The 14,873-nt window shown below is 60.6% G+C and carries 16 protein-coding genes; 3 read left to right on the top strand and 13 right to left on the bottom strand.

Annotated features, from left to right (window positions below; genetic code table 11):
• Window positions 1-39 precede the first annotated feature (39 nt).
• Together pgeF and rluD are read right to left on the bottom strand one after the other, a co-directional pair.
• Window positions 40-765 (bottom strand): peptidoglycan editing factor PgeF, encoded by a 726-nt coding sequence (pgeF, locus tag HRH33_RS04770; RefSeq protein ID WP_167417764.1) that lies wholly within the window; start codon window positions 763-765, stop codon window positions 40-42.
• Window positions 762-1,724 (bottom strand): 23S rRNA pseudouridine(1911/1915/1917) synthase RluD, encoded by a 963-nt coding sequence (gene rluD / locus HRH33_RS04765; protein WP_024073341.1) that lies wholly within the window; start codon window positions 1,722-1,724, stop codon window positions 762-764. The genes pgeF and rluD overlap by 4 nt, the downstream gene beginning before the upstream one ends.
• A gap of 149 nt (window positions 1,725-1,873) precedes the next feature.
• Between rluD and HRH33_RS04760 the strand changes: the two genes are divergently transcribed.
• Complete coding sequence (locus tag HRH33_RS04760; RefSeq protein ID WP_034136922.1) at window positions 1,874-2,899, top strand: outer membrane protein assembly factor BamD; 1,026 nt, start codon at window positions 1,874-1,876, stop codon at window positions 2,897-2,899.
• A 126-nt stretch (window positions 2,900-3,025) separates the two neighbouring features.
• Window positions 3,026-3,259, top strand: coding sequence for a PP0621 family protein (locus HRH33_RS04755; RefSeq protein ID WP_034095822.1), 234 nt, complete (start codon window positions 3,026-3,028; stop codon window positions 3,257-3,259).
• Here the strand turns inward: HRH33_RS04755 and thiO are convergent.
• The 5 genes from thiO to pilV all read right to left on the bottom strand — a co-directional run bounded on the left by thiO (window position 3,246) and on the right by pilV (window position 6,563).
• Window positions 3,246-4,355, bottom strand: a complete 1,110-nt coding sequence (gene thiO / locus HRH33_RS04750) for a glycine oxidase ThiO (protein WP_167417765.1) — start codon at window positions 4,353-4,355, stop codon at window positions 3,246-3,248. The genes HRH33_RS04755 and thiO overlap by 14 nt on opposite strands.
• Before the next feature lie 62 nt (window positions 4,356-4,417).
• Window positions 4,418-4,819, bottom strand: a complete 402-nt coding sequence (locus HRH33_RS04745) for a type IV pilin protein (protein ID WP_034136921.1) — start codon at window positions 4,817-4,819, stop codon at window positions 4,418-4,420.
• Between the two features lie 10 nt (window positions 4,820-4,829).
• Entirely contained in the window at window positions 4,830-5,321 is a 492-nt protein-coding gene (locus HRH33_RS04740) for a pilus assembly PilX family protein (RefSeq protein ID WP_123480718.1), read from the bottom strand.
• A gap of 46 nt (window positions 5,322-5,367) precedes the next feature.
• Complete coding sequence (locus tag HRH33_RS04735) at window positions 5,368-6,081, bottom strand: PilW family protein (RefSeq protein ID WP_167417766.1); 714 nt, start codon at window positions 6,079-6,081, stop codon at window positions 5,368-5,370.
• Window positions 6,078-6,563, bottom strand: coding sequence for a type IV pilus modification protein PilV (pilV, locus tag HRH33_RS04730; RefSeq protein WP_167417767.1), 486 nt, complete (start codon window positions 6,561-6,563; stop codon window positions 6,078-6,080). The genes HRH33_RS04735 and pilV overlap by 4 nt, the downstream gene beginning before the upstream one ends.
• 204 nt (window positions 6,564-6,767) lie before the next feature.
• Here pilV and HRH33_RS04725 point away from each other — a divergent pair, with 204 nt between their 5' ends.
• Window positions 6,768-7,349, top strand: coding sequence for a GspH/FimT family pseudopilin (locus HRH33_RS04725; protein ID WP_167417768.1), 582 nt, complete (start codon window positions 6,768-6,770; stop codon window positions 7,347-7,349).
• On the opposite strand, the gene ispH is transcribed toward HRH33_RS04725, so the two are convergent.
• From ispH to murJ, 6 genes are all read right to left on the bottom strand, one after another.
• Window positions 7,303-8,250, bottom strand: a complete 948-nt coding sequence (gene ispH / locus HRH33_RS04720) for a 4-hydroxy-3-methylbut-2-enyl diphosphate reductase (RefSeq protein ID WP_034095816.1) — start codon at window positions 8,248-8,250, stop codon at window positions 7,303-7,305. The two genes, HRH33_RS04725 and ispH, sit on opposite strands and share 47 nt — an antisense overlap.
• Window positions 8,251-8,361: 111 nt before the next feature.
• Window positions 8,362-8,799, bottom strand: a complete 438-nt coding sequence (fkpB, locus tag HRH33_RS04715) for an FKBP-type peptidyl-prolyl cis-trans isomerase (RefSeq protein ID WP_169868004.1) — start codon at window positions 8,797-8,799, stop codon at window positions 8,362-8,364.
• A 7-nt stretch (window positions 8,800-8,806) separates the two neighbouring features.
• On the bottom strand, window positions 8,807-9,316 hold the full coding sequence (lspA, locus tag HRH33_RS04710) for a signal peptidase II (RefSeq protein ID WP_173603369.1): 510 nt from the start codon (window positions 9,314-9,316) through the stop codon (window positions 8,807-8,809).
• A complete protein-coding gene (gene ileS, locus HRH33_RS04705) occupies window positions 9,309-12,140 on the bottom strand; it encodes an isoleucine--tRNA ligase (RefSeq protein WP_034136915.1) in 2,832 nt (943 codons plus the stop codon). Before ileS ends, lspA begins: the two co-directional genes overlap by 8 nt.
• A gap of 14 nt (window positions 12,141-12,154) precedes the next feature.
• The gene (ribF, locus tag HRH33_RS04700) at window positions 12,155-13,093 is read right to left on the bottom strand and encodes a bifunctional riboflavin kinase/FAD synthetase (RefSeq protein ID WP_034095812.1); all 939 of its coding nucleotides are present in this window, start codon (window positions 13,091-13,093) and stop codon (window positions 12,155-12,157) included.
• Between the two features lie 119 nt (window positions 13,094-13,212).
• Window positions 13,213-14,751 (bottom strand): murein biosynthesis integral membrane protein MurJ, encoded by a 1,539-nt coding sequence (gene murJ, locus HRH33_RS04695; protein WP_034136913.1) that lies wholly within the window; start codon window positions 14,749-14,751, stop codon window positions 13,213-13,215.
• Window positions 14,752-14,873: the final 122 nt, after the last annotated feature.

Raw genomic sequence — 14,873 nt, 5'->3', positions numbered from 1 at the left:
AGATTCAAGCAACAAACAGTTGACGCAGATCAGAAGAGTCTAGCGCTCAAGCCAGATAAGGGAGGCAAATCGTCCGGTGCGAGGACTGCGACGATAAGAAAAGAAACGCGGATCGGTCACGGTGCACAAACCACCACCATAGACCGCCGTGATACCGCGCGCAGCGAGCCGCAGGCGCGCGAGTTGATAGATGTCGGCCATGAACTTGCCAGGATTACGGCTCGGCACGAATGCTTGGGCAGTCGCCGGCAGTTGCTGCATGAACACTTCACGCACTTCCGGACCGACCTCAAAGGCTTGGGGGCCAATCGCCGGGCCCAGCCAGACCAATACGTCGTCAGGCTCGGCGGCCAGGCTATCGACCGTCGCCTCCAGTACGCCGGCCGCCAACCCCCGCCAACCGGCGTGGGCGGCTGCCACGCGGGTGCCGGCGCGGTTGCAGAACAGCGCCGGCAGACAATCGGCAGTCATGGCTGTGCAGGCGATACCCGGCGTGTCGGTCCAGCAGCCATCGGCTTCCAGGGTGCTACCGGGGTCGGCCTTGACGACGTTCACGCCATGGACCTGCCGTAGCCAGGCTGGCTGGATATCGAAGGCTTGGGAAAGTCGACGGCGATTTTCCAGGACGGCCTCAAGGCGGTCCTCGACATGATCGCCCAGGTTGAGGCTGTCGAACGGCGCCAGACTGACGCCGCCCGCACGGGTGGTGACGCAGGCCTTGACCTGAGCCGGCGCGGGCCAGTCAGGAATCAGCCAGTCATTCATCCGATAAACGCCTCGCGGTCCTGTTTGAGCAGCGACAGCAACCACACCAGGTCGTCCGGCAGCGGCGATTCCCAGCTCATGCGCTTACCGCTCGTCGGATGATCCAACTCAAGGAAGCGCGCGTGCAGGGCCTGACGCGGAAAGGATTTCAGCGATTCAACCATGGTCGCGCTGGCGGCCGGCGGAATGCGGAAGCGACCGCCGTAGGCCGGATCGCCGACCAACGGGAAGTTGATATGGGCCATGTGCACGCGAATCTGGTGGGTACGACCGGTTTCCAGCTTGACCCGCACATGGGTGTGGGACCGGAAACGCTCCAAGACTCGATAGTGGCTCACGGCCTGCTTGCCACCTTCCATCACCGCCATACGCTGGCGCTGCTGGCCGTGGCGACCGATAGGGGCGTTGATCTTGCCACCGGCCACCACCACGCCGATCACGATGCACTCGTAGATCCGGCTGACGCTGCGGCTTTGCAACTGGGTGACCAGTTGGGTCTGGGCCTGAATGGTCTTGGCGACCACCATCAGACCGGTGGTGTCCTTGTCCAGTCGGTGCACGATGCCACAACGCGGCACATTGATGATGTCCGGTACGTGGTGCAAAAGGGCGTTGAGCAAAGTGCCATCAGCGTGCCCGGCAGCCGGGTGCACCACCAGACCTGCGGGTTTGTTGATGACCAGAATGTCGTCGTCTTCATAGACGATATCCAGCTCGATGTCCTGGGCGACCCACTCTCCCTGGGCTTCCTGCTCGGCAGTCAGCTCAAGAATTGCACCGCCATGGACTATGTCTCGCGGGCGGATAACCGCTCCATCCACAGTCAGGCGGCCGTCTTTGATCCAGGCGGAAAGGCGCGAGCGCGAGTGCTCAGCGAATAATTGTGCGGCGACTTGATCGAGGCGTTGGCCGCCCAATTCGGACGGCACCTCTGCGCGAAGTTCAATTTTATCGGACATGCTCAGACTAGGCGTGGCACAGCCTTTGGTTTCGGCTGCGCGCTTGTGGTTAAATACGGCGTCTTTTGCCCCGAGGCTTTCAACGGGGCGCTCATCATAACAGGACGGCCCCGCCCAAGACAGCGGCCGTCATAGGGACGCAAGCCGCCATGCAAGTGAAACACCTGCTGCTGATCGCCATCCTCGCCATGACTGCTGCTTGCTCGTCAACAAAGGAAGTCGTCGACGAAAACCTGAGCGAAGTCGAGCTGTACCAACAGGCTCAGAAAGACTTGGACAATAATAGCTACACCAGCGCCACAGCCAAGCTGAAGGCACTGGAGTCACGCTATCCGTTCGGTCGCTACGCTGACCAGGCCCAACTCGAGCTGATCTACGCCAACTACAAGAACGCCGAGCCGGAAGCTGCCAAGTCCGCCGCCGAGCGCTTCATCCGCCTGCACCCGCAGCACCCGAACGTGGACTACGCCTACTATATGAAGGGCCTGACCTCGTTCGACCAGGACGTTGGCCTGCTGGCGCGCTTCCTGCCGCTGGACATGACCAAGCGCGACCCGGGTGCGGCCCGCGACTCCTATAACGAGTTCGCCCAGCTCACCAGCCGCTATCCCAACAGCCGCTACGCGCCGGACGCCAAGCAGCGCATGATCTACCTGCGCAACCTGCTGGCTTCCTACGAGATCCACGTCGCGCACTACTACCTGACCCGTCAGGCCTACGTCGCCGCCGCCAACCGTGGTCGCTATGTGGTGGAGAACTTCCAGGAAACCCCATCCGTGGGTGATGGCCTGGCCGTAATGACCGAGGCTTACCAGCGTCTGCACCTGGACGAACTGGCCGCTACCAGCCTGGAAACCCTCAAACTCAACTATCCCGATCACCCAAGCCTGAAAGACGGCCAGTTCGTGCCTCAGGTTGCCGAAGCTGACAACCGCTCGTGGCTGAGCAAGTACACCCTGGGTCTGATCGAATCCCGCCCACCGCTGCCGCCGGGCGAAACCCGCGCCAACCAGGACGTGATCAAGCAATTCCAGGACGCCAAGGACGCTATTCCTTCCGACCTCAAGCCGCACGACGAAAACGGCGACGTGATCGAAGAGGAAGAACCGCAAGCCCTGGGCAACAATCAGGACCGCTCGTGGTTCAGCTACATGACTTTTGGCCTATTCGACTGATCAGTCCAAGTCACACCTAAAAGGGAGCCTCCAGAGGCTCCCTTTTTCATGGGCAGCATTATTGCTCTGTGCGCCTGCCACGTCCTTGGCTAAACTGGCGCATTCCTTGTCGAGAAACTGCCCATCATGCTACGTCTTTTGTTCTGGATTGCCGTCATTGCCGCCGCGGTATGGTTCTGGCGCAAGTTCAAAAGCCCAGCCACCAAGCAGCAGCGCGCCAACGAGCCGGATGCCGCGCTGATGGTGCGCTGCGCTCACTGCGGCGTGCACCTGCCGCAGGATCGCGCCTTGCGGCTGCGCCAGGAGTGGTACTGCACCCAGGCGCATCTGGAGCAGGGGCCAAAGTCTATCCAGCGTTGATTCGACCTTCTAGCGCATAAGGCGCCGGGTCGATAATCGGCTTATTGCCTAGCAGCAGGTCGGCGAACAGCTGACAGGACGCAGGCGCCAGAACCAGACCGTTGCGGTAATGCCCGCAGTTGAGCCATAAACCTTTGAACCCCGGCACCGGGCCTATATAGGGAATACCTTCCGGCGACCCCGGTCGCAAACCGGCCCAGTGCCCCACCACTTCAGCATGGGCCAGGGCAGGAATCAGCTCGACAGCAGAAGCCTTCAGGCTTTCCAATGCGGTCTCGGTTGGCGTCTTATCGAAGCCTTCGTGTTCCAGTGTGCTGCCGATAAGAATATGCCCGTCCCTTCGCGGAATCGCATAACGGCCCTTGGCGAGGACCATGCTCGACAGAAAGTTCGAATCACACTTGTAGAGAATCATCTGACCTTTGACCGGTTCCACCGGCAGCGATAAGCCGAGCGTGCCGAGCAGGTCACCGCTCCACGCCCCTGCCGCCAGCACCACCTGATCGCCCAGGATCGGCCCCTGCGCCGTATCCACCCCCGCCACACGGCCGTTATCTACCGCAAACCCCGTCACCACACACTGCTCGCGAATCGTCACACCAGGCAATGCCAACAGCGCAGCCTTGAGGGATTTGACCAGGCGCGGGTTACGCACATTGGCAACGTTGGCCATAAAAATTGCTTGCGAGTACCCACCCCCCAACACCGGAACAGCATTATGGGCGACTGATATATCCACTTTGCTCAAGGGGCGTCCCTCGCGGACAGCCCAGGCCAGCGCTTCGGGCTCATCGTCCAGATCCAGCCAGTACAAACCGGTGGTATGCACCTGCGGGTCGACACCGGTGGTGGCAAACAGGCGCTCGGCCAATTGCGGGTAAAAATCCTGGGACCAATGGGCCAACGCGGTGACCGCTGGGCTATAGCGCCACGGATACAGCGGCGAAACGATACCCCCGCCAGCCCAGGACGACTCCTGCCCTACCCCGGCGCGCTCCAGTAGCACTACCGCCTGCCCCTGGGTCGCCAGGTTGAACGCTGTCAACAAGCCGATGACTCCGCCACCGACAATCACCACTTGCTGTTGCTTAGCCATCATTCGATCCAATCGATAAAAAGGAACAAGCGCCACCGGCGCCCAGTCATCCAGCATTCGCATCATTGCCCCCAGCACGCCTGGCGCGACATCTCCGGCGCCGCGCCTGGATTGCTGCGTGCGCCGGTACTGGTCAGGCTGAACTCGCCACAGGCGTCGCCGTCCATGATCGAGCCAGCCACAGGCGTAGCCAGCAAACGGAAATCCTGAGGGTTCAATGCGACGGAGATTCTATAGCGATCATCGCCAGCACTGACGCCGCTTGCGTCAATAAAAGTGCCGTTCTTCGCATAGAACCGCTCCAGGTGCTGCGCCTGCTCAGTCAATAGGCCGACGATTTGTACACGGTAGGCCTTTTTCACCTGCGCCGTGTAACCGGGGTAAACGATCCCAGCCAGAATCGCGATGATCACCACACCGATCAGTAATTCCAACAGGGTAAAACCTCGGGTGTCCATGCCCATCCCATTGCTCCTATAGAAGTTGTCGCCATAACACTCGCCGAAATCGCGAGCCTGCCTCCCCGTCTACTCGGGCATATACGCTCTCCAGCACCGTGCGGGCTTGACCGCTCCAGCCGACTGCCGTCACTCGATACAGTGCGGCCTTTGTATTCGGCGGCAAGTGCGCGATCCCGCGCCCCATGCCTAGAAACTGAACGCCGTACAGCCCCCCTTTGAGGGCAACCCAAGACACCGCTGAAACCGGATGGGTGCCTGCGGCAATCACCGAAAACGCTTCATCCGGTGGCGCACAGGTGGTGATTGACTGGCACTGCGGCAACGTCCCACCACTACGCCGCGCGCTCCACTCTCCGAGTCTCAAACCGCTCTCGGCACTTTGCAGCGACTGATTGCGATGCCAAAAACTGGCGGCCATCTTTTGCTGAGCCACCACCCCTTGCATCGAGGACAGGCCAATCAGCGATAACAGCAGCAAAAACACCAGACTCAATAGCAGCGCCATGCCTGACTGCCGCCGATAAGTTATCCAAACGCCCTGCATAACAGCCCTACCCCAGACGGTTTCGTAGCGCCGCCACGACGCTGTAGGTTTGCGCCTTGACCCGACCGGAGGGGTCTTGCAGCGTCATGAGGACGCGCACGCTGCGAATCAACGCCACGTCAGCAGGGCTTGCGTCGTAGCGCACCACCTGTGCCGATACGGCATTAGCCGCAATGCCGAAACTGATGTCGAACGCCTGAACGTTATCCACCAGTACTGCTTTGGCCGGTGCGGCCGGCGTGCTGACCTTTAACTGGCCCGCCTCAAAGGTGTAGGTGATCTGGCGTATCGCGAATCGAATCTGCCCAGGCCCAGGCCCAGGCGCAGGAGAGAAGCCGGTGTAAGCCTGGGCGGTACCTGTGCAATCTGACAGTACCGTCCAATCGGGCCTGCCACTGCCTTCGCCGGTGCTGGTCGTAACTAATGTCAGCGACTTCGAATCAGTGCCGGCGCTCCAACTGATCGGCAGCTCAAATGCCGGCGGTGCCTGTTCGATATGAGCGCTAGCCAGGCAACCGAACATGCCGGCTTGACGAATATCCTGGATCATCTTGCCAAGCGCGAACCGCGCGTCGTCCTGCAACAACATGGCGGCCTGCTGGCTGGCGTGGGTCGCTCGGGAACTGATCGCCACCTGACTGACCCCGAGCACCAGTATCAACCCCAAGGTCAGGGCCAACAGCAACTCCACCAGGGTAAAACCTCGCGACCTTCGGTTCATTGTGCACCCTCCGGATCGCTGTCGATGCGAGTGGTCAGGGTGACCGTTTCGCGCGCACCAACCGCGCCGGCACCGCGGCTGTCATCCCAACTGATACTCACGGTGACCTCATTGGCACTAATCGCCACCGAGCCTTTGGCGCTCTGCCCAGCGAAGCTCAGAATATTGGCCTCGAAATCATGCAGGTCCAGGTCGCGCACGCTGGCACCTGCGGTGCTGGCCGGAGCGCGCTCGGAGCGGCTCCATGCGTAATCGGCGCCGGCATTGGCGCGGATTCGGTCAAGCATGTCGTAAGCAATAAAGCTGGCCTGACTGCTCATCCTCGAACTGTCCGTGGACTTTAGCGCGTTGAGTTGGATCACCGCCGCGCCCAGCAAGCCCACGGCGAGAATCAGTACCGCCACCAGCACCTCGATAAGGGTCGTGCCGGTTTGTCGTCGAGATAAAGCAGATGCAAAAAAAATGTTCGGGCGAGCAAGCATCACCGTCGTCATCCGTGTCGAGGGCCGAAAAGAGCAGACAAACGCTGCCGTGCGACCCAAGACTAGCGTCGGTTTTTTACCCGCGCTGTCCCCGGAACAAAGGGAAATACTTTGGACATAAAGGCCATCATCCGAGGCCAAGATCCAGCCGCTATACCTTTGGCTGCACCTGAAATATCTACCGCGTCCACGGAGGGACAACCTATGCAACAACGAGGTTTCACCCTGATCGAACTGCTGCTGGGGCTGATCGTCAGCAGCATCCTGGCCCATCTCACAGTGCCCGGACTCAAGACGTTGCTGGAGTCACAACAGCAACGAAGCGCCGCGCAATCCCTGGCGAGCGGGCTGCGTTTCGCACGCACCGAGGCCATCGCGCGAAACCGGGCGGTGGTCATTCACGCGTTGAACAATGATTGGAGTCACGGCTGGCGCGTGATTGTGGATGTCAGCGGGCGTGGCCCTCTGGATGAAGACAATCCGGTGCTGCTGGAGCGACAGGACTCCGGACGGGTAGCCATCGTCGGTAACGGGCCGGTGAAGAGCCAGGTACGGTTCAGCGGGATGGGCGAGCCGGTATTTTCCGGCGGAGGGTTCCGCGCAGGGACGTTACATGTGTGTGGCACGGACCGGGCACAGAGCCTACACCAAGTGGTGCTGGCCCCCAGCGGCCGCATCAGCCTGCGCAGAGACAGCGTCGAGCAGGCGTTGTGCCGGAGTTATTCCGGCACCCTGGCACTCAGAGCAGCGAACGTACCCGCAGCTCCTTGGGCATGGAGAAAGTGATGTTCTCCTCGCGCCCAGCCAACTCATCGGCGCCGGTCGCGCCCCATTCGTGCAACTGCTGGATGACGCCGCGCACCAGCACTTCCGGCGCCGAAGCGCCTGCGGTGATACCGATACGCTCGACGCCATCGAACCAACTGCGCTGCATGTCTTCGGCACCATCGATCAGGTACGCGGGCGTCGCCATGCGCTCGGCCAACTCGCGCAGACGATTGGAGTTGGAGCTGTTCGGGCTGCCGACCACCAGGACCACGTCGCATTCATCGGCCAGTTGCTTGACCGCATCCTGGCGATTTTGCGTGGCGTAGCAGATGTCATCCTTACGCGGCCCGCCGATCGCCGGAAAGCGCGTGCGCAAGGCATCGATGACGCGACTGGTGTCGTCCATGGACAAAGTGGTCTGGGTCACGAATGCCAAGCGTTCCGGGTTGCGCACTTGCAGATTGGCGACGTCTTTTTCGTCCTCAACCAGGTAGATGGCGCCGCCGTTGCTGGCGTCGTACTGGCCCATGGTGCCTTCGACTTCCGGGTGGCCGGCATGACCGATCAGAATGCACTCGCGGCCGTCGCGGCTATAGCGCGCAACCTCAATATGGACTTTGGTGACCAATGGGCACGTTGCATCGAAGACTTTCAGGCCACGACCTGCCGCTTCGCTGCGCACGGCCTGGGAAACCCCGTGAGCACTGAAAATAACGATAACGTCGTCCGGCACTTGGTCGAGTTCCTCGACAAAGATGGCACCGCGCGCGCGCAGGTCTTCGACTACGAACTTGTTATGCACCACTTCATGGCGCACGTAGATCGGTGGCCCGAAGACTTCGAGAGCGCGGTTGACGATTTCGATCGCCCGATCCACACCGGCACAGAAGCCACGGGGGTTGGCGAGTTTGATTTGCATGCTGTGCCTCGTGCCTGGCGCTTGGGTCAGAGTTGATGCTGCTGAACTGACAATTGAGGTCAGAGGTGTGAGGGAGATGGCTCCCTCACACATTCTAGATCGGGGCGTTGATCAAAGTGCCTTAACGTCGATGATTTCCACATCAAACGTCAAGGTTTTACCGGCCAACGGGTGGTTGAAGTCGATGGTCACTTGCGCGTCATCGAACGCCTTGACCACCCCTGGCAGTTCGGTATTCGCCGCATCGTTGAAAATCACCAGCAGGCCTTCAGAAAGCTCCATGTCCTGGAACTGCGAACGCGGGATGATCTGCACATTCTGCGGATTGGGCTGGCCAAACGCATTTTCCGGCTGGATCTGCAGGGTACGCTTGTCGCCGGCCTTGAAACCGAACAAGGCCGCTTCGAAACCCGGCAGCAGGTTGCCGTCGCCGACTTTGAAGGTGGCCGGAGCTTTATCGAACGTGCTGTCGACCGTGTCGCCGTTTTCCAGGCGCAGTGCGAAATGCAAAGTGACTTCCGTGTTCTGGCCGATACGTTGCTCAGCCAATACCTGATCAGTCATTGACGGTCTCTCCGGTTTTCTTACTTTTGAACATATCCAGCGCCAACATGATTGCACCGACGGTGATCGCGCTGTCGGCAAAGTTGAATGCTGGGAAGTAATGACGGTTCTGCCAGTGCACCAGGATGAAGTCGATCACATGGCCCAGGGCAATGCGGTCGTACAGGTTACCCAACGCGCCGCCCAACACTAGGGCCAAGGCCACAGCCAGCCAAGTGTCATCGCGGCCCAGGCGCTTGAGCCAGACCACCAGCACCGCACTGACCACTACCGCGATCAGAGCAAACAGCCAACGCTGCCAACCGCCACCGTCGGCAAGGAAGCTGAACGCCGCACCGGTGTTGTAAGCCAGTGTCCAGCTGAAGTAGTCCGGGATCACCACGATTTGCTGGAACATTTCCAGGGAGCTTTCGAAGTGAGCCTTGCTGACCTGGTCGATGACCAGGACCAGCAAACTCAATACAAGCCAGCCCAGACGTCTGAAACGGCCGGCGTTAGGCATAGTGGCGAACCTCACCGGCACCGCTGATGTTGTCGACGCAGCGACCGCAGATTTCAGGATGCTCAGGGTTCACACCGACATCTTCACGGCAGTGCCAGCAACGGGCGCACTTGGCGAACGCCGACTTGACCACTTTGAGCTTCAGGCCCGGCACTTCGGTAGCGACGGCATCCGCCGGGGCTTGGGCGAAAGGCGCCAGGGTCGCGGTGGAGGTGATCAACACGAAGCGCAGCTCGTTGCTCAGTTTGGCCAGGTCGGCGGTCAGACCTTCCTCGGCAAACAGGGTAACTTCGGCTTGCAGGTTGCCACCAACCGCCTTGGCCGCGCGCTGAACCTCCAACTCCTTGTTCACCGCAGCCTTGACGGCCATCACACCTTCCCAATACTCGCGGCCCAGCTCGAAGTCGGCCGGCAATTCGGTCAGGCCTTCGTACCAGGTGTTGAGCATTACGGACTCATTACGCTCGCCCGGCAGGTACTCCCACAGTTCGTCGGCGGTGAAGGCCAGGATCGGTGCGATCCAGCGCACCAGCGCCTCGGAGATGTGGTACAGCGCGGTCTGCGCCGAACGGCGCGCCTTGCTGTTGGCGCCGGTGGTGTACTGGCGGTCCTTGATGATGTCGAGATAGAAACCGCCCAACTCCTGCACACAGAAGTTGTGGATCTTCGAGTAGACGTTCCAGAAACGGTATTCGCCGTAGTGTTCCTGCAACTCGCGTTGCAGCAACAGGGTACGGTCCACGGCCCAACGATCCAGGGCGAGCATGTCCTCGGCCGGCAGGATGTCGGTGGCCGGATTGAAACCGCTCAGGTTCGACAGCAGGAAGCGTGCGGTATTACGGATACGGCGGTAGGCATCGGCGCTGCGCTGCAGGATCTGCTCCGACACGGCCATTTCGCCGGAATAGTCGGTAGAAGCCACCCACAGACGCATGATGTCGGCACCCAGGGTGTCGTTGACTTTCTGCGGCGCGATCACGTTGCCCAGGGACTTGGACATCTTGCGGCCGTTTTCGTCGACGGTGAAACCATGGGTCAGCAGTTCGCGGTACGGCGCGTGGTCGTCGATGGCGCAACCGGTGAGCAGCGACGAGTGGAACCAGCCACGGTGTTGGTCCGAGCCTTCCAGGTACAGGTCGGCGCGCGGGCCGCTCTGGTGGCCCATCGGATGCGAGCCGCGCAGTACGTGCCAGTGCGTGGTGCCCGAGTCGAACCAGACATCGAGGGTGTCGCTGATCTTGTCATACAGCGGCGCTTCGTCGCCCAGCAGCTCGGCGGCGTCCAGTTTGAACCAGGCTTCGATGCCTTCCTGTTCAACGCGCTGGGCCACTTCTTCCATCAGTTCGACGGTACGCGGGTGCAGCTCGCCGCTTTCCTTGTTGAGGAAGAACGGGATCGGCACGCCCCAGTTGCGCTGACGGGAGATGCACCAGTCCGGACGGTTGGCGATCATCGAGTGCAGGCGCGCCTGGCCCCAGGCCGGGATAAAACCGGTGTCTTCGATGGCCTTGAGCGCGCGATTGCGCAGGGTGTCACCGGCAACCGGTTGTTTGTCCATGCCGATAAACCACTGTGCGGTGGCGCGGTAGATCAGCGGGGTCTTGTGGCGCCAGCAATGCATGTAGCTGTGCTGGATAGTCGCGGTCTGCATAAGCGCGCCAACTTCGCGCAGCTTGTCGATGATGGCCTTGTCAGCTTTGAAGATGAATTGGCCACCGAAGAACTCCAGCGACGGTACATAGACGCCGTTGCTTTGCACTGGATTGATGATGTCATCGTTGACCAGGCCGTACTTCTTGCAGATCACAAAGTCGTCGACGCCGTAGGCGGGCGAGCAGTGAACCACGCCCGTACCCGAGCCCAGCTCGACGTAATCGGCCAGGTACACCGGCGACAGGCGGTCATAGAACGGATGACGGAAGTTGATCAATTCCAGCGCCGAACCTGTGGTGGTGGCGATCACCGAACCTTGCAACTCGTAGCGCGCCAGGCAGGCCTCTACCATTTCCTCGGCCAGCACCAGCAGGCGATCACCGACGTCCACCAGGGCGTAGGTGAATTCCGGGTGCACGTTCAACGCCTGGTTGGCGGGAATCGTCCACGGGGTGGTGGTCCAGATCACAATGGCCGCCGGCTTGGCCAGGCTGGCCAGGCCGAACGCATCGGCCAGCTTGGCCTCGTCGGCGATCGGGAAGGCTACGTCGATGGTCGAGGACTTCTTGTCCTCGTACTCGACTTCCGCTTCCGCCAGGGCCGAGCCGCAGTCGAAGCACCAGTTCACGGGCTTGAGGCCCTTGAACACGAAACCGCCCTTGACGATTTCGGCCAAGGCGCGGATTTCACCGGCCTCGTTCTTGAAGTTCATGGTTTTGTACGGGTTGGCCCAGTCGCCCAACACGCCCAGGCGGATAAACTCGGACTTCTGCCCTTCGATCTGCTCGGTCGCGTACGCACGGCACAGCTCGCGCGTCTTGTCGGCGCCCAGGTTCTTGCCGTGGGTCACTTCGACTTTGTGTTCGATCGGCAGGCCGTGGCAGTCCCACCCTGGAACATAAGGTGCGTCGAAACCCGAAAGGGTTTTCGAACGGATGATCATGTCCTTGAGGATCTTGTTCAGCGCATGACCGATATGAATCGTGCCATTGGCATAAGGAGGGCCGTCGTGCAGGACGAATTTCGGACGATCCTTGCCAATTTCGCGCAACTTTCCGTACAGGCCAATACTGTCCCAGCGCTGCAGGATCTGCGGTTCGCGCTGTGGCAGGCCGGCCTTCATTGGGAAGGCGGTGTCCGGAAGGTTTAGCGTGGCTTTATAGTCGGTCATTTAAGGCTCTTCGGTTAGCGATGGGCGCTAGGTGCGGCTAGTGCACGGGCGGCGGCGACATCCGCATTGATCGCCGTTTTCAACGCCTCAAGGGAGGCGAAACGCTGCTCTTCACGCAGCTTCTGGTGGAAAACCACCGTCAAACGCCGGTCATACAGATCACCGGCAAAATCCAAAAGATGAACTTCCAGGTGGGCCTTGCCATCACCTGCAACCGTGGGCCTGACGCCTATGTTGGCGACTCCGGACCACGATTGACCGTCGATGTCGACGCTGACCAGATAAACCCCGGTCAGCGGCACACGGCGGCGCTTAAGTTGCACGTTGGCGGTTGGCGTGCCCAATTGGCGCGCCAGCTTCTGGCCGTGCAGTACCCGCCCGGCGATGCGGAACGGGCGACCGAGCAAACGCTCGGCCAACGCGAAGTCGGCAGCGGCCAAGGCATTACGCACCTGGGTACTGCTCACGCGCAGGCCATCCAGTTCGACGGTTTGCGCAGCTTCGACGGTAAACCCCTGGCTGACGCCGGCCTGTTGCAGAAACTCGAAATCGCCGACGCGATCGCAGCCGAAACGGAAGTCGTCACCGACCTCCAGGTGCTGTACACCCAGGCCATCGACCAGGATGCGGTCGACGAACTCGGCGGCACTGAGGCTTTGCAAACGCTGGTTGAAGGCCAGGCAGAGGACGCGGTCCACACCTTCTTCGGCCAGCAATTGCAGTTTATCGCGCAGGCGTGCCAGGCGAGCTGGCGCGGTCTCAGGGGAGAAAAACTCCCGCGGCTGGGGCTCAAAAATCACCACGCAGCTGGGCACGCCCAACTCGACCGCACGCTCGCGCAGCCTGGCCAGGATAGCCTGGTGGCCACGGTGAACACCGTCAAAGTTGCCAATAGTGGCGACGCAGCCCCGATGCTGGGGGCGCAGGTTGTGGAGACCTCGAACCAGCTGCATAACGCGCTTCTTGCTCATAAAGTGGTCGATTATAACCACACACTGCCCCGGACGACAGGCAACAGCGCAGGCCAAATGGGTCGAATCGATAAAACACCGGTTTTATCGCGGCAAACTCTCTAATTCAGTGACTTGCGATTGAAATCCCGCAGCCGGAAACCTTGCAGCAGCAACATTCCGAAGTACACCACCACACCAGCGATCACCAGCACACCCAGTCGCATAAAGCGCTCCAGCATGTGGCCCTGATCCCAGGCGGGCATTATGTGCATCAAGCCAAGCAGTACGGCGGACATCGCCCCTACCGCCACCAGCAATTTGATCGCGAATATCCCCCAGCCCGGCTGCGGCTGAAACATCTGCTGCTTGCGCAGTTGATAGAACAGCAGGCCAGCATTGATGCAGGCGCCAGCACTGATTGCCAAGGCCAAGCCGGCATGGGCCAGCGGGCCGATAAACAGCAAATTGAGCAGTTGCGTGACGATCAGGGTGAAGATTGCGATTTTCACCGGCGTGCGGATGTTCTGCTGAGCATAGAAGCCCGGCGCCAGCACTTTGATCACGATGATGCCGAGCAGGCCGACGGAGTAGGCGATCAGCGCGTGCTGGGTCATCTGGGCGTCATGGGCGTCGAACTGACCATATTGGAATAACGAGACCGTCAACGGCTCGGCCAGAATCCCCAGCGCCAGGGAACAGGGCAGCACCAGCACAAAGCACAGGCGCAAGCCCCAATCGAGAATGCGCGAATACTCCTGGCGATCCTTACTGGCGTAGGTGCGCGCCAGGGTCGGCAGCAAGATCGTGCCGAGCGCCACCCCCAGCACCCCGGAAGGCAATTCCATCAGGCGGTCGGCGTAGTACATCCACGACACCGAGCCGGACACCAGCAGGGAGGCGAATGCAGTATTGATGATCAGCGAGATCTGACTGACCGATACACCAAGGATCGCCGGCAACATATTGCGCATGACACGCCAAACACCGGTGTCCTTGAGGTTCAGGCGCGGCAGTACCAGCATGCCGATCTTCTTCAAATGGGGCAGTTGGTAAAGCAATTGCGCCAGGCCGCCGGCCAGCACCGCCCAGCCCAGCGCCATCACCGGCGGATCGAAGTACGGCGTGAGGAACAGCGCAAAGATGATCATGCTCACGTTCAGCAGGGTCGGCACGAAGGCCGGCACCGAGAAACGGTTCCAGGTATTGAGGATCGCCCCGGCCAGGGACGACAGGGAGATCAGCAATATATAAGGAAAGGTCACGCGCAACAGGTCGGTGGTCAGCGCAAATTTTTCCGGGGTATTGGCAAAGCCGGGCGCCGTGGCCCAGATCACCCAGGGAGCGGCCAGCATGCCCAGGGCAGTCACCAGCATCAGTACCAGGGTGAGCAGCCCGCAAACATAGGCGATAAAGGTACGCGTCGCTTCTTCGCCCTGCTGGGTCTTGTACTCCGCCAGAATCGGCACGAACGCCTGTGAAAAGGCGCCCTCGGCAAAGATACGCCGCAGCAGGTTGGGCAATTTGAAGGCGATAAAGAAGGCATCCGTGGCCATACTGGCGCCAAAGATGCGCGCTAGCAGGGTGTCACGCACAAACCCCAGAACCCGGGAAATCATCGTGATAGAGCTGACGGCGGCCAGCGATTTGAGCAGATTCATCGAAAGAGTTTGCGCCTATAGATAAAGAGCAGGCGAACTGTGCGCCTACTTATGCGATACTGCGCGCCTGCAACAGCACAGAGCCAAAGCTCGCGAGTTTACAGGTCAAGCGCCGGAAATAA

The sequence above is a fragment of the Pseudomonas rhodesiae genome, from assembly GCF_013285305.1.
Classification (GTDB): domain Bacteria; phylum Pseudomonadota; class Gammaproteobacteria; order Pseudomonadales; family Pseudomonadaceae; genus Aquipseudomonas; species Aquipseudomonas rhodesiae.
This window is presented reverse-complemented; position numbering and strand designations above follow the sequence as displayed.

Bases quoted from the DNA above. Each gene is read 5' to 3' on its own strand.
- pgeF (WP_167417764.1), bottom strand. From the start codon at position 765: ATGAATGACTGGCTGATTCCTGACTGGCCCGCGCCGGCTCAGGTCAAG.
- rluD (WP_024073341.1), bottom strand. From the start codon at position 1,724: ATGTCCGATAAAATTGAACTTCGCGCAGAGGTGCCGTCCGAATTGGGC.
- HRH33_RS04760 (WP_034136922.1), top strand. From the start codon at position 1,874: ATGCAAGTGAAACACCTGCTGCTGATCGCCATCCTCGCCATGACTGCT.
- HRH33_RS04755 (WP_034095822.1), top strand. From the start codon at position 3,026: ATGCTACGTCTTTTGTTCTGGATTGCCGTCATTGCCGCCGCGGTATGG.
- thiO (WP_167417765.1), bottom strand. From the start codon at position 4,355: ATGGCTAAGCAACAGCAAGTGGTGATTGTCGGTGGCGGAGTCATCGGC.
- HRH33_RS04745 (WP_034136921.1), bottom strand. From the start codon at position 4,819: ATGGGCATGGACACCCGAGGTTTTACCCTGTTGGAATTACTGATCGGT.
- HRH33_RS04740 (WP_123480718.1), bottom strand. From the start codon at position 5,321: ATGGCGCTGCTATTGAGTCTGGTGTTTTTGCTGCTGTTATCGCTGATT.
- HRH33_RS04735 (WP_167417766.1), bottom strand. From the start codon at position 6,081: ATGAACCGAAGGTCGCGAGGTTTTACCCTGGTGGAGTTGCTGTTGGCC.
- pilV (WP_167417767.1), bottom strand. From the start codon at position 6,563: ATGCTTGCTCGCCCGAACATTTTTTTTGCATCTGCTTTATCTCGACGA.
- HRH33_RS04725 (WP_167417768.1), top strand. From the start codon at position 6,768: ATGCAACAACGAGGTTTCACCCTGATCGAACTGCTGCTGGGGCTGATC.
- ispH (WP_034095816.1), bottom strand. From the start codon at position 8,250: ATGCAAATCAAACTCGCCAACCCCCGTGGCTTCTGTGCCGGTGTGGAT.
- lspA (WP_173603369.1), bottom strand. From the start codon at position 9,316: ATGCCTAACGCCGGCCGTTTCAGACGTCTGGGCTGGCTTGTATTGAGT.
- ileS (WP_034136915.1), bottom strand. From the start codon at position 12,140: ATGACCGACTATAAAGCCACGCTAAACCTTCCGGACACCGCCTTCCCA.
- ribF (WP_034095812.1), bottom strand. From the start codon at position 13,093: ATGCAGCTGGTTCGAGGTCTCCACAACCTGCGCCCCCAGCATCGGGGC.
- murJ (WP_034136913.1), bottom strand. From the start codon at position 14,751: ATGAATCTGCTCAAATCGCTGGCCGCCGTCAGCTCTATCACGATGATT.